Consider the following 16,052-nt stretch of genomic DNA (forward strand, 5'->3'; position numbering starts at 1 on the left):
AACCGGGCCTCGTGGCGGGACGGGCCCCGGCGTAGCATGCAGGTATGGCACACGGCGACGACGAGTATGCCGCGGCACTGGCGGCCGCCGCAAGACATTCGCAGGCCTGGTTGGGCAGCCTGCCGCACCGGCCTGTTGGACCCCGACTGCATGCCTCCGAACTCGCCGAAGTGTTTGGCGGCCCGCTGCCGGAAGCAGGCATGCCGGCCGCTGACGTGGTCGATTTCCTGGCCGGCGCGGCCGAGCCCGGGCTGATGGCAATGCCCTCCGGCCGGTTCTTCGGCTGGGTCATCGGCGGCACCCTGCCCGCTGCCCTGGCCTCCGACTGGCTGGTCAGCGCCTGGGACCAGAACGCCGGACTCCGCTACGCAACCCCTTCCACCGCCGCCATCGAGGAAGCCGCCGGACACTGGGTGCTGGAGCTGCTGGGACTGCCGTCCGCGGCCGACGTCGGATTCGTCACCGGAGCCACGATGGCAAATTTCACCGGGATGGCCGCGGCCCGGTGGCGGTTGCTTGCTGACACCGGCTGGGACCTGGACCGGGACGGCCTCTTCGGCGCACCGCGGATCCGCTGCTTCGTGGGACGGGAACGGCACGACACCGTGGACCTTGGCCTGCGGTACCTGGGCCTCGGAAAGCCGGTGCAGGTCGACGCCGACGGCCAGGGCCGCCTGGTCCCCGCAGCCCTGGATGCGGCCCTTGCCGCCGGCACGGGGCCCGCGCTGGTGTGCCTCCAAGCGGGCAACCTGCACTCCGGCGCCTTCGATCCCTTTCCGGAGGCCATCGCCGTTGCTCGCAAACACGGTGCGTGGGTGCACATCGATGGTGCCTTCGGTTTGTGGGCCGCCGCCGCGCCTGAACTGCGGCACCTCACCCGGGGGTTTGAAGAGGCGGACTCGTGGGGCACGGATGCCCACAAAACCCTGAACGTGCCTTACGACTGCGGCATCGCCATCGTCCGGGACCAGTCCGCACTGCGGGCCGCGATGGGCCTGCACGCGAGCTACCTGGTGCATGACGCCGAAGGCCCGGGCGACCCTTTTGAAAAGGTCCCGGAACTGTCCCGGCGGGCACGTGGCGTGCCGGTATGGGCAGCCCTGAAAAGCCTGGGCCGCGACGGCGTAGCCGCCCAGGTGGGCGGGCTGGCGGCTGCTGCCGCGGCCATTGCGGCCGGGCTGGGAACCCTGGACGGCGTGGAGGTACTCAACGACGTTGGCTACACCCAGGTGTGCCTGGCTTTCGGCGACGACGACACCACCCGTGCTGTCACCGCCCGCATCATCGAGGAGGGGAAAGTGTGGATGTCCGGTTCGCATTGGCGGGACCGCGACATCCTCCGGGTTTCGGTGAGCAACTGGCACACGGCAGCTGATGACGTTGCCACTGCCGTGGAGGCCGTCCGGTCAGCACTGGCCGCGGTGCGGAATTCCTGACTGTTCCGCAGCAATGGAACCCTTCGGGTGGCCGCCGCGGGCCCTATCCGCCCTGTCCCGGTTCGGGCAGCGAATGGGGATGCGGCAGCCCGTCCAGGGTGTTCCCGGCAAGGGTGCTGGCCACCCAGAGCGACCGGGCCAGGTCACCGCGGTGGCCCTGCGCGGCATACCACAGCGCACTGTCCACCTCCCTGGCGATGCCCCACTCCCGGGCCACCCCAGGGTCAAGGCCGGCGGCCGTGCTGAAGTCGTGGCAGCGCTGCAGGAGTGCCGGACCGGCCTGGACCGCGGGCAGGTCCCCGAGGCGGTTCCACAGCAGCGGAGCGACGCCGAACTCGGGTTCGCCGACCATTGGCTGCGGGTCGATCGCCGCGTAGCCGGCCGGCGCGGGCTTTCCACCCGCCCCCGCCGTCCCCGGCCGAGCCAGGACGTTCAGGAAATGCAGGTCAGTGTGGACCAGGAGATCGCGGGCTGACCTGCGTCCCACCGCGCCGCGCGTCTGGCACACCTCCAGGGCCGCCTCCAGCAGCCACCTGGGAAAGGGCCGGCCCAGCTGCTCCCAGTCGGCGGGCAGGTCGTCGCTCCATTGCTCGGCGCGGGCAGCAATATGGCTGAATTCCTGCCATTCAGGGCGGTGGTCCGGGGCAAGCCCCAGCTGCCACACCAACCCGCCCCACACCTGCGCCGCATCATCCAGGGGCAGGTCCGCCAGTGACCGCCCGGCGTCGAGGCGTTCCAGGAGCATGGCGCATGATCCGCTGTCCGAGGCGAGCAGGGCAACGGCTCCCTGGCCGCCCCAGAGTGAAAGCGCATGCCGCTCCACCGTGGCCTCGTCGTGGGGGAAGGCGATTTTGAGGGCTGCGGGGGAGCCGTCGTCCTGCCGCACCGGGACCACCAGGCCGCCGTGGCCGCTCCACGGGAAGCTGCCCGGTGCCAGGTCAACCTTCAATTGCCACTGCTCCAGGCGGTCTTCCAGCAGGTGCGGAAGGCTGCCGAGCCACGCGCGGCCCGGACTGGTGCGTGCGTACCGGGCAGAAAGGCCTGGGGGGATGGGAACTGCAGGCAGGACGGGCCCAGTCACCATGGGGTCAGACAACGCCCGAGGCTCCGAGCAGGTTACCGATGAGGAACGTTGCCGCGAGTGCCAGGGCGCCGCCCACCACCACACGGACAGCTGCCCGGGTTCTCGAGCCACCGCCGATCCAGGCACCAAGGGCACCCGTCAGGGCCAGGGCCACCAGGACCGAAATGAAGGTCAGCGGGACCCGGATCCCTGGTGGCGGGAGCAGGATGGCCAGCATGGGCAGGATGGCCCCGATGGTGAAGGCAATGGCTGAGGCGAAAGCCGCGTGCCAGGGACTGACGATGTCCGCCTCGTCGATGTTGAGCTCGGCGGACAGATGCGCTGCCAGGACATCATGGGCCGTAAGCTCCTTGGCAACCTTGGCCGCTGTTTCTGGGGTGAGGCCTTTGGCCTGGTAGATGGCGGTCAGCTCGGCCAGTTCCGCTTCCGGTTCCTCCGCCAGCTCCCGGCGTTCCTTCTCGATCAGCGCCCGCTGGCTGTCGCTTTGGCTGCTGACGGAAACATATTCGCCCAACGCCATCGATACCGCACCGCCCACCACCCCGGCCACGCCGGCCGTGAGGATGGGGCCCAGCTCGGCAGTAGCCCCGGCCACGCCCACCACGATCGCTGCTACCGAGACGATGCCGTCGTTGGCGCCCAGGACGCCGGCGCGCAGCCAGTTCAGCCGGTGCGCGATGTCCTCGCCGTGTGGTTCGGTCTCAAGGTGGCGGTTCAGTCCGGGGCTGGCTGCACTGGCTCCCGGCGCATCGGCCGGTTCATCGGCGTTCATCCCTTCAGCAAACCACCCCGGCCCGCCCAATGCCACCCTCCACATGGCGTTCCTTGCCGGCGCGGGTCCTGGGGGGAAAGGGAAACCCGGCGGGCGCGGAGGGGTTCAGGATGCGGCGGCCGACGGCGTCCGGCCAGGCCCGGCGGGAAGGGCATCGCCCGGGGGAAGGGCAGGGAGCTGGCCGGCGTCCAGGGCCAGGCCTGGAATGGGGCCCGGGTCTACACCCCACCGCAGTGCCCGGCCTGCCGCGGACTGGAGGGCTGCCAGGGCCCACCTCCGGTCCTGGCCCTGCGATACCGCCACGACGTCGCCATAGGACGCCAGTGTCGCCGCCTCAAGCTTGCCCAACGCCGACGCCGGGGCATCCAGGAAGCCCGGATCGAGGACGTACCCGGGCTGTTGCGGCACGGACCCGCCGCAGGCCAGCCGGAGGTGTTCCTCTGCGGCGCTGGCCAGTTCCTTGTGCCGCGCCAGGAATTCCGACGCCGGGCCGGCTTCAGCGGGAGCGAGGCGGGGGAGCGCCGCCTGGTAGCCGTAGACTGCCTGGTGCTCCGCGGAAATGGCAGCGGCAAGTGCCTGGCCCGTGCCTGGGGGAGTGCCGGGCTTCGCGGTTTCCTGGGCAGCCGTGGCTGAAGGCGACGGGCAGGGAGAGGCGGTTGCTGCTGTCCCGGGCACTTCTGCCTCTTCTGCTTCCTCCTGCGGCAAGGGCACCCCGGAGGCGGCGGCAAGGCGCCCGGCAGCGATGAGTTGTGCGGTACCGATGCCCGCGAGAAGCCGCGCCATGCCGCCGTCGGCCGTTTCCGCGTCCTTGACGCGGGTTCTCCCGCTGACGGCCAGGGCCTGGACGAGCACCGCAGCGCTTCGGGGACCGTCGGTGGAAGCCTGTGGCGCAGCTGCCGGCGGGGAGGCCTGTGCAGACGTGGTCGTGGACCCGGCCGCAGGGGACATCAGCGCCCTGGCCTGGATGGTCAGCAAGGTCACAACAGGGTCCAAGGCGGTGGAATTTGTGCCGCCGGCGGAACTGAGCTCCAATCCGGCGGCCCGCAGATCCAGCGCGGCATCGAGTGCTGCCGCCCTGGCCTGTTCCGAGAACGAAGGTTCGGCAGGTGCCGGTTTTTCCGCGGGAATAAGGGCGAAACCGAGGCTCAGGACAACCAGGGCAGCAAGGGCAAACACGGCAAACCGGAACGGCCGCGTGCGGCGGTTGGTGTCCTGGCGGGGGTCTTTCACAACAGACCATGGTGTCACGCTGAGGAGGCACCCGGGTGCACCACTGGGCCGGTAAAATGGCTACGCTAGTAAACACCACATCATCTATAGGGAGGGCGGCCGGCATCGTGAGCAATGCAGAAGCCACGGCTTCACCAGACCACACCGGAACGGGAAGCGGAACCGCGCCGGCCCACAACCCCGAAGCTGCCCGGCTCCGGGCCCTCCTGGAACCCGCGGTCCAGGCCAACCGCCTGTACCTTGAGGACGTTGCCATCATTCCCGGCTCCCACCGCGTGGTCCACGTTGTCGTGGACCTGCCGCAGGAGGAATCCGGCGGGGTCAGCCTGGACGTCATCGCCGACATCTCAAAGGTGCTCTCGGATGTGCTGGACAACGATCCCAACGACGACGGCCGTCCCTACGACCTCGAAGTGTCCTCACCCGGCGTCGGACGTCCCCTGACGGAACCCCGGCACTGGCACCGGGCCCGCGGCCGGATGGTCAAGGTCAACGTCCTCCAGGGCGAAAACGTCACAGGCCGCATCCAGGCCGTGGACGGCGGGGGAGTGACGCTGATCCCCGAGGTCGCCGTCAAGAAGGGTATGAAGCCCCGGCAGGGTGAACCCCTAAAGCTTCCTTTCGACAGGATCCGCAACGGAAAAGTCGAGATCGAATTCAGCCACCTCCCGGAGGACGGTCTGGAACCTGAACACAATGGACCTTCCGAGGAGGCCTGATGGATATTGACATGAGCGCACTGAGACTTTTGGAGCGTGAGCGTGAAATCCCGCTGGACCTCCTGATCCCCACTATCGAGCAGGCGCTCCTGGTGGCCTACCACAAGTCACCCGGCGCCTTCGAAAAAGCGCGCGCCGAGCTGGACCGCAAGAGCGGCCACGTCACCATCTGGGCTGTCGAAATTGACGACGACGGCGCTCCCATCGGTGAATTCGAGCACACCCCGGAGGGGTTCGGCCGCATCGCCGCCAGCACCGCGCGGCAGATCATCCTGCAGCGGCTGCGCGATGTTGAGGACGACAACGTCCTGGGCGAGTTCAAGGGCCGCGAAGGCGAACTGGTGTCCGGCACCATCCAGCAGGGCAACAACCCGCACATGATCCAGGTCAACCTCGGTTCGCTGGAGGCACTCCTTCCCCCGCCCGAGCAGGTCCCCGGGGAGAAGTACATCCACGGAAACCGCCTGCGTGCCCTGGTCATCGACGTGCACCGCGGCACCAAGGGCCCGTCCGTCACGCTGTCCCGGTCACACCCCGGACTGGTTCGGAAACTCTTCGAACTGGAAGTACCTGAAATCGCCGACCACTCGGTGGAAATCGTGGCGCTGGCCCGCGAAGCCGGGCACCGCACCAAGATCGCAGTCAAGGCCAACACACCGGGCATCAACGCCAAGGGCGCCTGCATCGGTGAAATGGGCTCCCGCGTCCGCGCGGTCATGACCGAGTTGAACGACGAAAAGATCGACATCGTCGACTTCAGCGAGAACCCGGCCACCTTCATTGCCAGCGCCCTTTCGCCGTCCCGCGTGAATTCGGTCACCATCACGGACGAAGCCACGCGCTCCGCCCGGGTGGTGGTCCCGGACTACCAGCTGTCCCTGGCCATCGGCAAAGAGGGGCAGAACGCCCGCCTGGCGGCCAAGCTGACCGGGTGGCGCATCGACATCGTCTCCGACGCCGCGGGCAACCGCGATAAGTGAGGCCCGGCGGGGTGGCTGCCGCGCCGCGGCAGCCACACCCGTTTCGGGCAGAACGCCCCGGAGGGGCTAGAATAGATAAGACCGCGCCTAACGGCCGGTAGCCGTGTGCCTTGGGCGTGCTCGTTTCCGTGACTGCGGAAGCGGTAAAACCTGCGGCCAGCAGAAAGAACGTCAGGACGATGACCGTGGCAGAAGTGCTTTCCACCGGGAATCAGCCCCAACGTACCTGCATCGGATGCCGGAAGAAGGGCCCGCGGTCGCAGTTGCTCCGGCTCGTCGCCGCAGGCAGCGGGTCAACCGCTGTTCTGGTGGATGAACGACGCCGGATGGCTGGCCGGGGTGCATGGCTGCACCCCAGCGCATCGTGCCTGGCTCTGGCGATCAAGCGGCGAGCATTCGGGCGTGCCCTTCCGGGCGCAACCGGGACCGCCGCCGTCGAACACCGGATCACGTCAGGCCCGAACGTTGACGCCGCCCCGGTGGCTGCAACACCAACCGTCCAACCTGAAAGCGGGTCAGAAATCTGATGGAAACCCGATGAGTTCCCAGCGATGAGTGCGTAACGATGACAACTTTGTTGCGCTCTGCAATGGGCCCCTTCGCATCAACAGCGGCTGGGGTCCGCAGTAAGAAGTAGACGGTTCGTGCCTGGCTCGGTGCGGACCGAGACAGGAGAAATGTGGCCAAGGTCCGCGTACATGAGCTCGCCAAAGAGCTCGGTATAACTTCCAAAGATGCAGTGACAAAACTGCAGGAACTGGGCGAATTCGTTCGCTCCGCCTCGTCAACCATCGAGGCCCCCGTTGTGCGGAAACTGCGCAACGCCTTCCCCGACGCTGCTGCAAAGTCAGCGTCGCCGGCCGCAGCGCCCGCCGCTGCCCCCAAGGCACCCGCTCCGGCAGCAGGTAACCGTCCTTCAGCCCCGGCCCCCGGTCCGGCGGCGCCCAAGGCTCCGGCCCCCAAGGCCGAGACACCGGCTCCGGCGGCTTCCGCAGCACCGGCGGCGAAGGACGCTGCACCGGCAGCCCCGGCTCCCGCAGCACCTGCCGCCCCCGCAGCTCCGTCTGCGGGTGCTCCGTCCACCGGCGCCAAGCCCGGTGCACGTCCGGCCCCCAAGGCCGATACCCCTGCTCCGTCCTCCCGTCCGGGTGGATCCACGGGCGCGTCGGGTCCCCGTCCCGGCGGTCCCCGTCCGGGCAACAACCCCTTCGCCACCTCCCAGGGCATGCCCCGTGGCCGCGGCGGAGACGGTGAGCGCGCCCCCCGTCCGGGCAACAACCCGTTCGCCACCTCGCAGGGCATGCCCCGTCCCGGTGGCAGCCGTAACGACGGCGACCGCCCCGGTGGCCCCCGTCCCGCAGCAGGTGCAGGCGGACCGCGTCCGGGTGGGCCCCGTCCCGCCGCCGGTGCCGGTGGCCCCCGTCCCGCAGCAGGTGCAGGCGGACCGCGTCCGGGTGCACCGCGTCCCGGCGGTCCCCGTCCTACTCCCGGCATGATGCCCAACCGCACTGAACGCCCGGCTCCTGCCGGTGCAGGACGTCCGGGTGCCGGCGGCCGTGGTCCCGGACGCCCGGGCGGCGCTCCCGGAACCGGCGGTCCCGGTGGCGGCGGCGGTGCTCCCGCCGGCGGTGGCTTCGGCAAGGGCGGCCGCGGCCGCGGCGGCACCCAGGGTGCCTTCGGCAAGGGCGGCGCAGGCCGTGGCAAGCAGCGCAAGTCCAAGCGCGCAAAGCGCCAGGAACTCGAGCAGATGAGTGCCCCGTCGCTGGGTGGCGTGAGCGTACCCCGCGGCGACGGCAACACCGTCATCCGGCTGCGCCGCGGCTCGTCCATCACGGACTTCGCCGACAAGATCGAGGCGAACCCCGCCGCACTGGTCACCGTGCTGTTCCACCTTGGCGAAATGGCCACGGCAACGCAGTCACTGGATGAGGAGACCTTCGCCCTGCTGGGCGAGGAGCTTGGCTACAAGCTCCAGGTAGTGTCGCCGGAAGACGAGGAGCGCGAGCTGCTCTCCGGATTCGACATCGACTTCGAGGCCGAGCTGGAAGCCGAAGGCGACGAGCAACTCGAGGCACGTCCTCCGGTTGTCACCGTCATGGGCCACGTCGACCACGGTAAGACCCGCCTGCTTGATGCCATCCGCAAGTCCGACGTCATGGCCGGCGAACACGGCGGCATCACGCAGCACATCGGTGCCTACCAGGTCACGCACAACCACGAAGGCGACGACCGCAAGATCACCTTCATCGATACCCCGGGCCACGAGGCGTTCACCGCCATGCGTGCCCGTGGTGCCAAGGTCACCGACATCGCCATCCTGGTGGTCGCAGCGGACGACGGCGTCATGCCGCAGACCGTTGAGGCCCTCAACCACGCCCAGGCGGCCAACGTGCCGATCGTCGTGGCCGTGAACAAGATCGACAAGGAAGGCGCCAACCCGGAAAAGGTCCGCGGCCAGCTGACCGAATACGGCCTGGTTCCCGAGGAATACGGTGGCGACACCATGTTCGTGGAGGTCTCTGCCCGCCAGAACCTCAATATCGACGAGCTGCTCGAGGCCGTCCTGCTCACCGCGGACGCTGCCCTTGACATGCGCGCCAACCCGAACAAGGACGCCCGCGGCATCGCGATCGAAGCCAACCTGGACAAGGGCCGCGGTGCAGTTGCCACCGTCCTGGTGCAGTCCGGTACCCTGCGCGTCGGCGACACCATCGTGGCAGGCACGGCCCACGGCCGCGTCCGTGCGATGTTCGACGACGACGGCAGCGCCCTGACCGAGGCCGGCCCGTCCCGCCCCGTCCAGGTGCTGGGTCTGTCCAACGTGCCGCGCGCCGGTGACACCTTCTTCGTGACCGCTGACGAGCGCACCGCCCGCCAGATCGCCGAGAAGCGTGAAGCCGCCGACCGCAACGCCGCCCTGGCCAAGCGCCGCAAGCGCATCAGCCTGGAAGACTTCGACCAGGCCGTCGCCGAAGGCAAGATCGACACCCTCAACCTCATCCTCAAGGGTGACGTATCCGGTGCCGTGGAAGCCCTCGAAGACGCGCTGCTCAAGATCGACGTCGGCGAAGGCGTGCAGCTGCGCGTCATCCACCGCGGTGTGGGTGCCATCACCCAGAATGACGTCAACCTGGCAACGGTCGACTCCGCCGTCATCATCGGCTTCAACGTCAAGCCCGCCGAGCGGGTTGCCGAACTGGCAGACCGCGAAGGCGTGGACATGCGCTTCTACTCCGTCATCTACGCAGCAATCGATGACATTGAGGCAGCACTCAAGGGCATGCTCAAGCCGGAATACGAAGAAGTCCAGCTCGGCACCGCCGAGGTCCGCGAAGTCTTCCGCTCCTCCAAGTTCGGAAACATCGCCGGCTCGATCGTCCGCTCGGGCATCATCCGCCGTAACACCAAGGCACGGATCAGCCGCGACGGCAAGATCATCGGTGACAACCTCACCGTTGAGACGCTCAAGCGCTTCAAGGACGACGCCACCGAGGTCCGCACGGACTTCGAATGTGGTATCGGTCTTGGGTCGTACAACGACATCACCGAAGGTGACATCATCGAGACCTTCGAGATGCGCGAGAAGCCGCGCGTCTAAGCTGGTACGCCTTCGGGCAGTCAGCAGTGCCAGGTGCGGGGCCGTTGGATTTTTCCGGCGGCCCCGCCCCTTCGCCGGGCAGCTTACGATCTTCGATCGCAAGCCGCCCGGCTCCGACAGGCCCGATGCCACTCCCTGGCCGCCGGAAAAATCCAACCCAGGTCCGTCGTGCGCCCGCCATAGTGCGCGGCAGCCCGGCCCCAGGTGTGTGGCAGATAACTGAAGCGTCCGTTGGCAGCCACTGTGCCGTCGTCGTACGTCCCTAATTTTTTCTTCTTATAGGAGTTGTTCATGGCTGATCCGGCACGTGCTGCCAAGTTGGCGCAGCGGATTAAGGTTGTTGTTGCTGAGGCTCTGGGCCGGAAGGTCAAGGATCCCCGGCTGGAGGGCATTACTGTTACCGATGCCCGCGTGACCAATGATCTGCAGCACGCCACTGTTTACTACACCGTCCTTGGCGACCAGGCTGTCCAGGCTGATGCTGCCAAGGGGCTTGAGAAAGCCAAGGGCGTGCTTCGGCAGGAGGTTGGCCGGAACATCACCGTCCGCCTCACCCCCACCCTTGAGTTTGTGGCTGACCAGATTCCCGTGGTGGCGTCCAACCTCGAAGAACTGCTCCGCGAGGCCAAGAAGCGCGACGCCGAGGTTGCGGCCCTTGCCGCCAACGCCCGGCACGCGGGCGACGCCGACCCCTACAAGTCCGATGCGTCCGCTGACGTGGACATCGACGAGGACGATTTCGACGAAGAGGACCTGGACCTCACCGACGATGAGGACCTTGACGAGGACGGCAACAAGTAGGACGCAGACCAGGGCCCGGGAAAGAATCCCGGGCCCCGGTGCTTTTAACCCGTCTGTGTCTCAACGGGTGGACAGCCTGCCGCCTACCGGAGGTCGGCCTTGACCACCTTGCCCGTCGGCGGCTGGGACGGATCGCCCAGGGCATCGATGGTGGCGTAGAGGGTGTGGCCGCTGATGTCCAGATCTGCCGGCATGTTCACCGCCAGGAACTGGGAGCGGTGCCCCTCGCAGGTGAACTTCAGGATCTCGCCGCCGAACAGCGAAGCGACGTAGACATCACCGTTGCCGGCCACCGCCACGCCCGTGGGGCTGAGGATGTCCTCTGCCCACAGGTCGGTGTCGCCGTTCCACGGATTGATTTTGAAGATCGCACCGCGGGCGCCCAGTTCCGGTCCTTCCGGGCCGCCGGGCAGCGACGTCACATACAGCATGCCGTCAGGTCCGATCCCGACATCCGTGGGAACCGGTTCAAAGGCGTACTCATGCCCCACCACGCAGGCGGGCACCTCCGCAGTGCCTCCCATCATGTCAGTGGGAATCCGCAGGCCCGCCGGAATCACGGCCGGCCGTGGGGGAAGGACGGCGACAGTATCGATGTCACCGTTCTTCAGGTCCACCTTGAGGACGGCATTCATGCCCGCATCCGCAACATAGGCAGTGTTACCGCGGACCGCCAGTGCGTAGGGGTGCGAGTCCACCAATCCCTTATAGGTGGCGGGCGGGAAATTCGGCCACGCCGCGAGGCACTGCGCGCTGACGTCGTCGCCGAATCCGTAGTGCTGGTCGCCGTCAGGGTTGTGGCGCCGCTCGTAGTCGGCAAAGTTGGCGACCGTTTCCACGTCGCCGCTGGAGTCGATGGACTTCAGGTATCCGTGCAGTCCCGCGGGGTCACCCTGGCCGGCGCCCACGCTTTCAAGAAAGTACGCTGTGCTGCCGCGGGTGTCGGCTCCGGCTACTTCCCAGCCCTGGGCAGTGTCGGTGGAAAGGTTTTCAGTGGATCTGTCACGGTTGATCCGGGTGAGTTTCCCCGCGAAATCCTGGGACACCAGGACCGATTTTCCGTGTCCTGCAGTGACGTGCAGCGGCGAGACGAGGCCGTCGGCAAGGACGTCATAGTCGGGTGGATTCGCGGAGGCGGCGGCGGGGCCTGCGGACGCTATGGCAGCGGCCGAGGCCGCTATGCAGGCTAAGAGTGCGAGTCTTTTCTTCATTGGGTACTCCGGGGTGCGAGGCCCTTGCGGGCTGGATATGTAGCCTCGGCAGAGGCAAAATGGATCCCCCGGGCGCAAGCGTAGGCCCCTACCAGCTGGTAGTGGTTGCGGACGTCCCCCCTTTTTGGCCCCCTTTCCGTCCCCCTGCGAGGCGCGCGTGGCTAGGATCGTGCTATGACCTCCGCGGACCACGGCAAGAGCCCGTCTAAACAGCCCGAACAGGCCCAGTTCCTTGAACAAGCCCAGTACCTCGAACAGGCCGTGGACCTGGCCACGCAGAACGTCGGCGACGGCGGCGGCCCGTTTGGAGCGGTGGTGGTAACGCCTGACGGGCGCGTCCACGCCGGCGTCAACAGGGTGACCCGGGACAACGACCCCACCGCCCACGCCGAGGTGGTGGCCATCCGGGCCGCGGCGGCCGCAACAGCGGACTTCGACCTCACCGGCTCGGTCCTCTACGCAAGCTGCGAGCCGTGCCCCATGTGCCTGGCGTCCGCCCTGTGGGCCAGGATAGGCCACGTCTACTTCGCCGCGGACCGCAACGGCGCCGCAGCTGCGGGCTTTGATGACGCTCTCTTCTATGACTACTTCAGCGGCGCCACGCCGGAGCTGATGCCGGTCACCAGGGGTGACATCCCGACGTCGGACGTCCCCTTCCAGGCGTGGCGCGCGTATGACAGCAGGAAGGAATACTAGCCATGGAACCAACACTTCTCAGCTGCCCCGCCTGCGGGAAGACCAACCGGGTGCCGGCGCAGGCCGCAGGCCACCCCCGCTGCGGCAACTGCAAGGCAGACCTGCCCTGGATCGTGTCCGCGGGCGACAGCGACTTCGCTGCCGTAGCGGAGCAGTCGTCAGTTCCGGTGCTGGTGGATTTCTGGGCCGCGTGGTGCGGACCCTGCCGGATGGTCAGCCCCATCCTGGACAAGCTTGCCCGGGAACGGCCAGGGAAGATCAAGCTGGTCAAAGTGGACGTGGACAAGTCGCCCGGCCTGTCGCGGCGGTTCGACGTGCAGGCCATCCCCACGCTGATGGTGCTCGTCGACGGGAAGGTCGCGGCCCGCCAGGCCGGCGCCGCACCGGCGGAGGCCCTCCGCACATGGCTGGACAGGGCACTCGCCGGCGCACGCAGCTAGCACTGCCTGCAGCCGGGCGCCGGTGGGGTGGCAGCCGGGTCTACAGGGGCGCGGCAGGTAGCCGTGACAGTCCTTCCAACAGGTCCTCCTTCCGGCCGCACAGCGCGATCCGGACCCAGCCTTCACCGATGGACCCAAAGGCGGTCCCGGGAGCCAGCGCCACGCCGGAGTCCGCGAGGAATTGCCGTACCCAGTTCCGTACGTCGCCGCCGGTGACATGGGACATGTCCGCCCACAGGTAGAACGCCCCCTGCGCCGGCAGGTAGCGGATCCCCTTCGCAGCCAGGACCGCGGAGGCGGCGTCCCGGTTATCCCGGTAGTGCCGGTGGGCGTGCCGGACATAATCCTGGGGGCCGGTGAGGGCCGCGAGCGCCGCGTACTGCGGGGCAGACGCCACGCACGAGACGATTGATTCCATGACGTTGTCCATCTTCTGTTCCAGCCCCGGCGGGCAGACAAGCGCGCCGATCCGCAGCCCCGTCAGGCCGTAGGTCTTGGACAGCGTCAGCGAAGTGAACACGCGCGCGTCTTCCGCGGTGCCGCCGTCGAACCGTGCCGGGCTGACGTGGGGCACATCGTAGGTGAATGCCTCGTAGCACTCGTCCGAGATGACCCAGATATCGTGCCGGCGGGCCAGGCCCACCAGTTCCCGGACCAGGTCTTCACTGAGCACGGCGCCGAGCGGATTGGACGGGGAGTTGAGCACCAGAACCCGGGTGCGGCGGGTAATGAGGGCCTCCACATCGGCAACCCGGGGCTGGAAGCCGTGGTCAGGGTGCAGCGGATAGCCCACGGGAACGGCATGGAGCAGCCGGCTGGTCATGGCAAAGGTGGGGTAGCCCGGGTTCGGGATCAGGATCTCGTCCCCGGGGCCAAGCAGGAGGCTCATGGCGAAGTGCAGGCCCTGCTGCGCGCCGGAGACCACGTAGACGCGGTCAGCGCCGACGTCGATGCCCTGCTCTTCCCGGAACCTTGCGGCAAAGGCCTCACGGAGAGCCGGTATACCGGCGTTGGGGGTGTAGTTCGTCTCGTCCCGGTCAAAGCAGGCAATACCCGCGTCCAGGACGTGGCGGGGGAGCGGGAAGCCGGGCTCCCCGATGCTCAGCACGATGGCGCCGGGAGTCCGCCAGGCGGCCTCGGTGATCTCACGGATCTGGTTGACGGGCACGTCGCTGACATGGGCGGCAAGCTCAGGCATGCCAGCCATCCTAGCTGTCCCCGCAACCTGCCGGGCCCGCCCCCGGGGGTCCGTGCCTGGGCGCCAACCTGCGCCGATATACTGGGAGGCGTGCTTTCTGGACTGGTGATAGTGGACAAGCCGCAGGGATGGACCAGCCATGATGTGGTTGGCCGGATGCGGCGCCTCGCAGGTACCCGGAAAGTGGGGCACGCGGGCACCCTCGATCCCATGGCCACCGGCGTGCTGGTGCTTGGCATCAACAAAGCCACCCGGCTGCTGACCTACATCGTGGGCACTTCCAAGACCTACACGGCCACCATCCGGCTGGGCCAGTCCACGGTGACGGATGACGCGGAGGGCGAGGTCACGGCCACCACCAGCGCCGCCGGCGTCACTGAGCAGGCAATTTACGACGGCGTCGCTGCGCTCACGGGCGAGATCCAGCAGGTGCCCAGCAGCGTCAGCGCGATCAAGGTCAACGGCGAACGCGCCTACGCACGCGTGCGGTCCGGCGAGGACGTCAAGCTCGCCGCGCGGCCCGTCACCATCCACCGGTTCGACGTCCACGCTGTCCGCAGGGATCCAGCGGCGGGCGTGGTGGACCTGGACGTGACGGTGGAATGCTCCTCCGGCACGTACATCCGCGCCCTGGCCCGGGACCTCGGCAACGCCCTTGGCGTGGGAGGCCACCTCACGGCGCTCCGCCGGACCCAGGTGGGCCCGTACTCCCTTGACCAGGCGCGCACCCTCGAACAGCTCGCCGAGGAGCTGAACGTCCTGGACATGTCCCTTGCCGCCCGGGCACTGATGCCCAACCGCGAACTCACTGCCGGGGAAACTGCCGAGATCTCCTTCGGCCGGCGGATCGCGGCCGGCACGGCGCCCGGCACTCCCGGGGCCGCCACGGCGGAGCACCCTGCCGCGGCCTTCGCCCCGGACGGCAGCCTGGTGGCCCTGCTCGCTGATGCGGGCAGCTACGCCAAGCCGGTCCTTGTCTTCGCCCCTGGCAACGGTGCGGCCCCAACCGCCGCTGCGGAGGCATAGGCGTGGACGCATATTTCTGGATCATCCTCGTGGTGGGCCTGGTGTCCACGGTCGTGTGCCTGGGCGCGGGAATCCTGAAGAAGGCGCCGAACGACGTCACCATCCTGTCCGTCGTTGCCGTGGAGGCGGCCCTTGTGGTCTACCTGGTGGGCTCCATTGTCCGCGTCATCGCCGGCGAACCGATTGCCGGGGAGGCATGGGAGTTCTGGGGCTACATGGCCACCGCCATGCTCCTGCCGCCCGCGGCAATCTACTGGTCCATCCTGGAGCGCACGCGGTGGAGCAACTTTGTCCTGGCAGCGGTCGGCGTCACGGCGCTGGTGATGGCTGCCCGAATGAACCAGATCTGGTACTGAAGTGGAAGAAGCAGCAGAGATGAAAGACCAGCAGGCCCCGGCGGCCACCGGCGGCACACCCGTCAGAAATACCCGCAACACCGGACCCGGCCGCCTGCTGATTGCGGTGTACGGGGTTTTCGCCATCTCGGCCACTGCCCGCGCCGGCTACCAGATCCTCACCAAGTTCTCCGAGGCGCCCCTGGCCTACCTGCTTTCGGCCTTCGCGGCCCTGGTCTACATCCTGGCAACAGTGTCGCTGGCCAAGGCCGGCACCACCTGGTTCAAAGTCTCCGTTGCCGCGGTGCTGGTTGAACTGGCCGGTGTCCTGGTGGTGGGGACCCTGAGCATCCTGGACTCCGTGCAGTTCCCGCACGAGACCGTCTGGTCGCTGTTTGGCCGCGGTTACGGCTTCATCCCCCTGCTGCTGCCCATCCTGGGTCTGGTGTGGCTTTACCGGCGCCGGCCCTCGCAGGCCAAAGCTGCGAAGTGACGGGCAAGGCTGCGCAGTGAATCCGGGTAACCT

The 16,052-nt window shown here is 68.0% G+C and carries 16 protein-coding genes; 11 read left to right on the forward strand and 5 right to left on the reverse strand.

Going from position 1 to position 16,052, the window contains the following annotated elements; all coding sequences use genetic code 11:
• Positions 1 to 44 precede the first annotated feature (44 nt).
• Positions 45 to 1,436: a pyridoxal phosphate-dependent decarboxylase family protein gene (locus ACTAQI_RS02390; RefSeq protein ID WP_457949305.1), complete on the forward strand. Its 1,392-nt coding sequence runs from the start codon at positions 45 to 47 to the stop codon at positions 1,434 to 1,436.
• Positions 1,437 to 1,479: 43 nt separating this feature from the next.
• Here the strand turns inward: ACTAQI_RS02390 and ACTAQI_RS02395 are convergent, their stop codons facing one another.
• From ACTAQI_RS02395 to ACTAQI_RS02405, 3 genes are all read right to left on the reverse strand, one after another.
• On the reverse strand, positions 1,480 to 2,520 hold the full coding sequence (locus tag ACTAQI_RS02395; protein WP_457949307.1) for an aminoglycoside phosphotransferase family protein: 1,041 nt from the start codon (positions 2,518 to 2,520) through the stop codon (positions 1,480 to 1,482).
• 4 nt (positions 2,521 to 2,524) lie between these two features.
• On the reverse strand, positions 2,525 to 3,292 hold the full coding sequence (locus tag ACTAQI_RS02400) for a VIT1/CCC1 transporter family protein (protein ID WP_457949309.1): 768 nt from the start codon (positions 3,290 to 3,292) through the stop codon (positions 2,525 to 2,527).
• Between the two features lie 105 nt (positions 3,293 to 3,397).
• The gene (locus ACTAQI_RS02405) at positions 3,398 to 4,522 is read right to left on the reverse strand and encodes a DUF4439 domain-containing protein (RefSeq protein WP_457949311.1); all 1,125 of its coding nucleotides are present in this window, start codon (positions 4,520 to 4,522) and stop codon (positions 3,398 to 3,400) included.
• Positions 4,523 to 4,629: 107 nt separating this feature from the next.
• Here ACTAQI_RS02405 and ACTAQI_RS02410 point away from each other — a divergent pair, with 107 nt between their 5' ends.
• The 5 genes from ACTAQI_RS02410 to rbfA all read left to right on the forward strand — a co-directional run bounded on the left by ACTAQI_RS02410 (position 4,630) and on the right by rbfA (position 10,620).
• Positions 4,630 to 5,241: a ribosome maturation factor RimP gene (locus ACTAQI_RS02410; RefSeq protein ID WP_457949313.1), complete on the forward strand. Its 612-nt coding sequence runs from the start codon at positions 4,630 to 4,632 to the stop codon at positions 5,239 to 5,241.
• Complete coding sequence (nusA, locus tag ACTAQI_RS02415; protein ID WP_457949314.1) at positions 5,241 to 6,221, forward strand: transcription termination factor NusA; 981 nt, start codon at positions 5,241 to 5,243, stop codon at positions 6,219 to 6,221. The genes ACTAQI_RS02410 and nusA overlap by 1 nt, the downstream gene beginning before the upstream one ends.
• 179 nt (positions 6,222 to 6,400) lie before the next feature.
• Positions 6,401 to 6,748 (forward strand): YlxR family protein, encoded by a 348-nt coding sequence (locus ACTAQI_RS02420; RefSeq protein ID WP_457950968.1) that lies wholly within the window; start codon positions 6,401 to 6,403, stop codon positions 6,746 to 6,748.
• A gap of 152 nt (positions 6,749 to 6,900) precedes the next feature.
• A complete protein-coding gene (gene infB / locus ACTAQI_RS02425; protein ID WP_457949316.1) occupies positions 6,901 to 9,819 on the forward strand; it encodes a translation initiation factor IF-2 in 2,919 nt (972 codons plus the stop codon).
• 291 nt (positions 9,820 to 10,110) lie between these two features.
• The gene (rbfA, locus tag ACTAQI_RS02430; RefSeq protein ID WP_457949317.1) at positions 10,111 to 10,620 is read left to right on the forward strand and encodes a 30S ribosome-binding factor RbfA; all 510 of its coding nucleotides are present in this window, start codon (positions 10,111 to 10,113) and stop codon (positions 10,618 to 10,620) included.
• Between the two features lie 83 nt (positions 10,621 to 10,703).
• Here rbfA and ACTAQI_RS02435 read toward each other — a convergent pair whose 3' ends face one another.
• The gene (locus ACTAQI_RS02435; RefSeq protein WP_457949319.1) at positions 10,704 to 11,831 is read right to left on the reverse strand and encodes a ScyD/ScyE family protein; all 1,128 of its coding nucleotides are present in this window, start codon (positions 11,829 to 11,831) and stop codon (positions 10,704 to 10,706) included.
• 174 nt (positions 11,832 to 12,005) lie between these two features.
• On the opposite strand from ACTAQI_RS02435, the gene ACTAQI_RS02440 reads away from it, so the two are divergent.
• Both ACTAQI_RS02440 and trxA read left to right on the forward strand, forming a co-directional pair.
• A complete protein-coding gene (locus ACTAQI_RS02440) occupies positions 12,006 to 12,527 on the forward strand; it encodes a nucleoside deaminase (RefSeq protein ID WP_457949320.1) in 522 nt (173 codons plus the stop codon).
• Positions 12,528 to 12,529: 2 nt separating this feature from the next.
• On the forward strand, positions 12,530 to 12,967 hold the full coding sequence (trxA, locus tag ACTAQI_RS02445) for a thioredoxin (RefSeq protein ID WP_457949321.1): 438 nt from the start codon (positions 12,530 to 12,532) through the stop codon (positions 12,965 to 12,967).
• Between the two features lie 40 nt (positions 12,968 to 13,007).
• Here the strand turns inward: trxA and ACTAQI_RS02450 are convergent, their stop codons facing one another.
• A complete protein-coding gene (locus ACTAQI_RS02450; RefSeq protein ID WP_457949323.1) occupies positions 13,008 to 14,165 on the reverse strand; it encodes a pyridoxal phosphate-dependent aminotransferase in 1,158 nt (385 codons plus the stop codon).
• 90 nt (positions 14,166 to 14,255) lie between these two features.
• Here ACTAQI_RS02450 and truB point away from each other — a divergent pair, with 90 nt between their 5' ends.
• The 3 genes from truB to ACTAQI_RS02465 are packed head-to-tail and all read left to right on the forward strand — an operon-like array spanning position 14,256 to position 16,019.
• Complete coding sequence (truB, locus tag ACTAQI_RS02455) at positions 14,256 to 15,191, forward strand: tRNA pseudouridine(55) synthase TruB (protein ID WP_457949325.1); 936 nt, start codon at positions 14,256 to 14,258, stop codon at positions 15,189 to 15,191.
• Between the two features lie 2 nt (positions 15,192 to 15,193).
• The gene (locus ACTAQI_RS02460) at positions 15,194 to 15,547 is read left to right on the forward strand and encodes a hypothetical protein (protein WP_457949326.1); all 354 of its coding nucleotides are present in this window, start codon (positions 15,194 to 15,196) and stop codon (positions 15,545 to 15,547) included.
• A 19-nt stretch (positions 15,548 to 15,566) separates the two neighbouring features.
• Positions 15,567 to 16,019, forward strand: coding sequence for a hypothetical protein (locus ACTAQI_RS02465; RefSeq protein WP_457949328.1), 453 nt, complete (start codon positions 15,567 to 15,569; stop codon positions 16,017 to 16,019).
• Positions 16,020 to 16,052 lie beyond the last annotated feature (33 nt).

This window comes from Pseudarthrobacter sp. alpha12b (assembly GCF_054130495.1).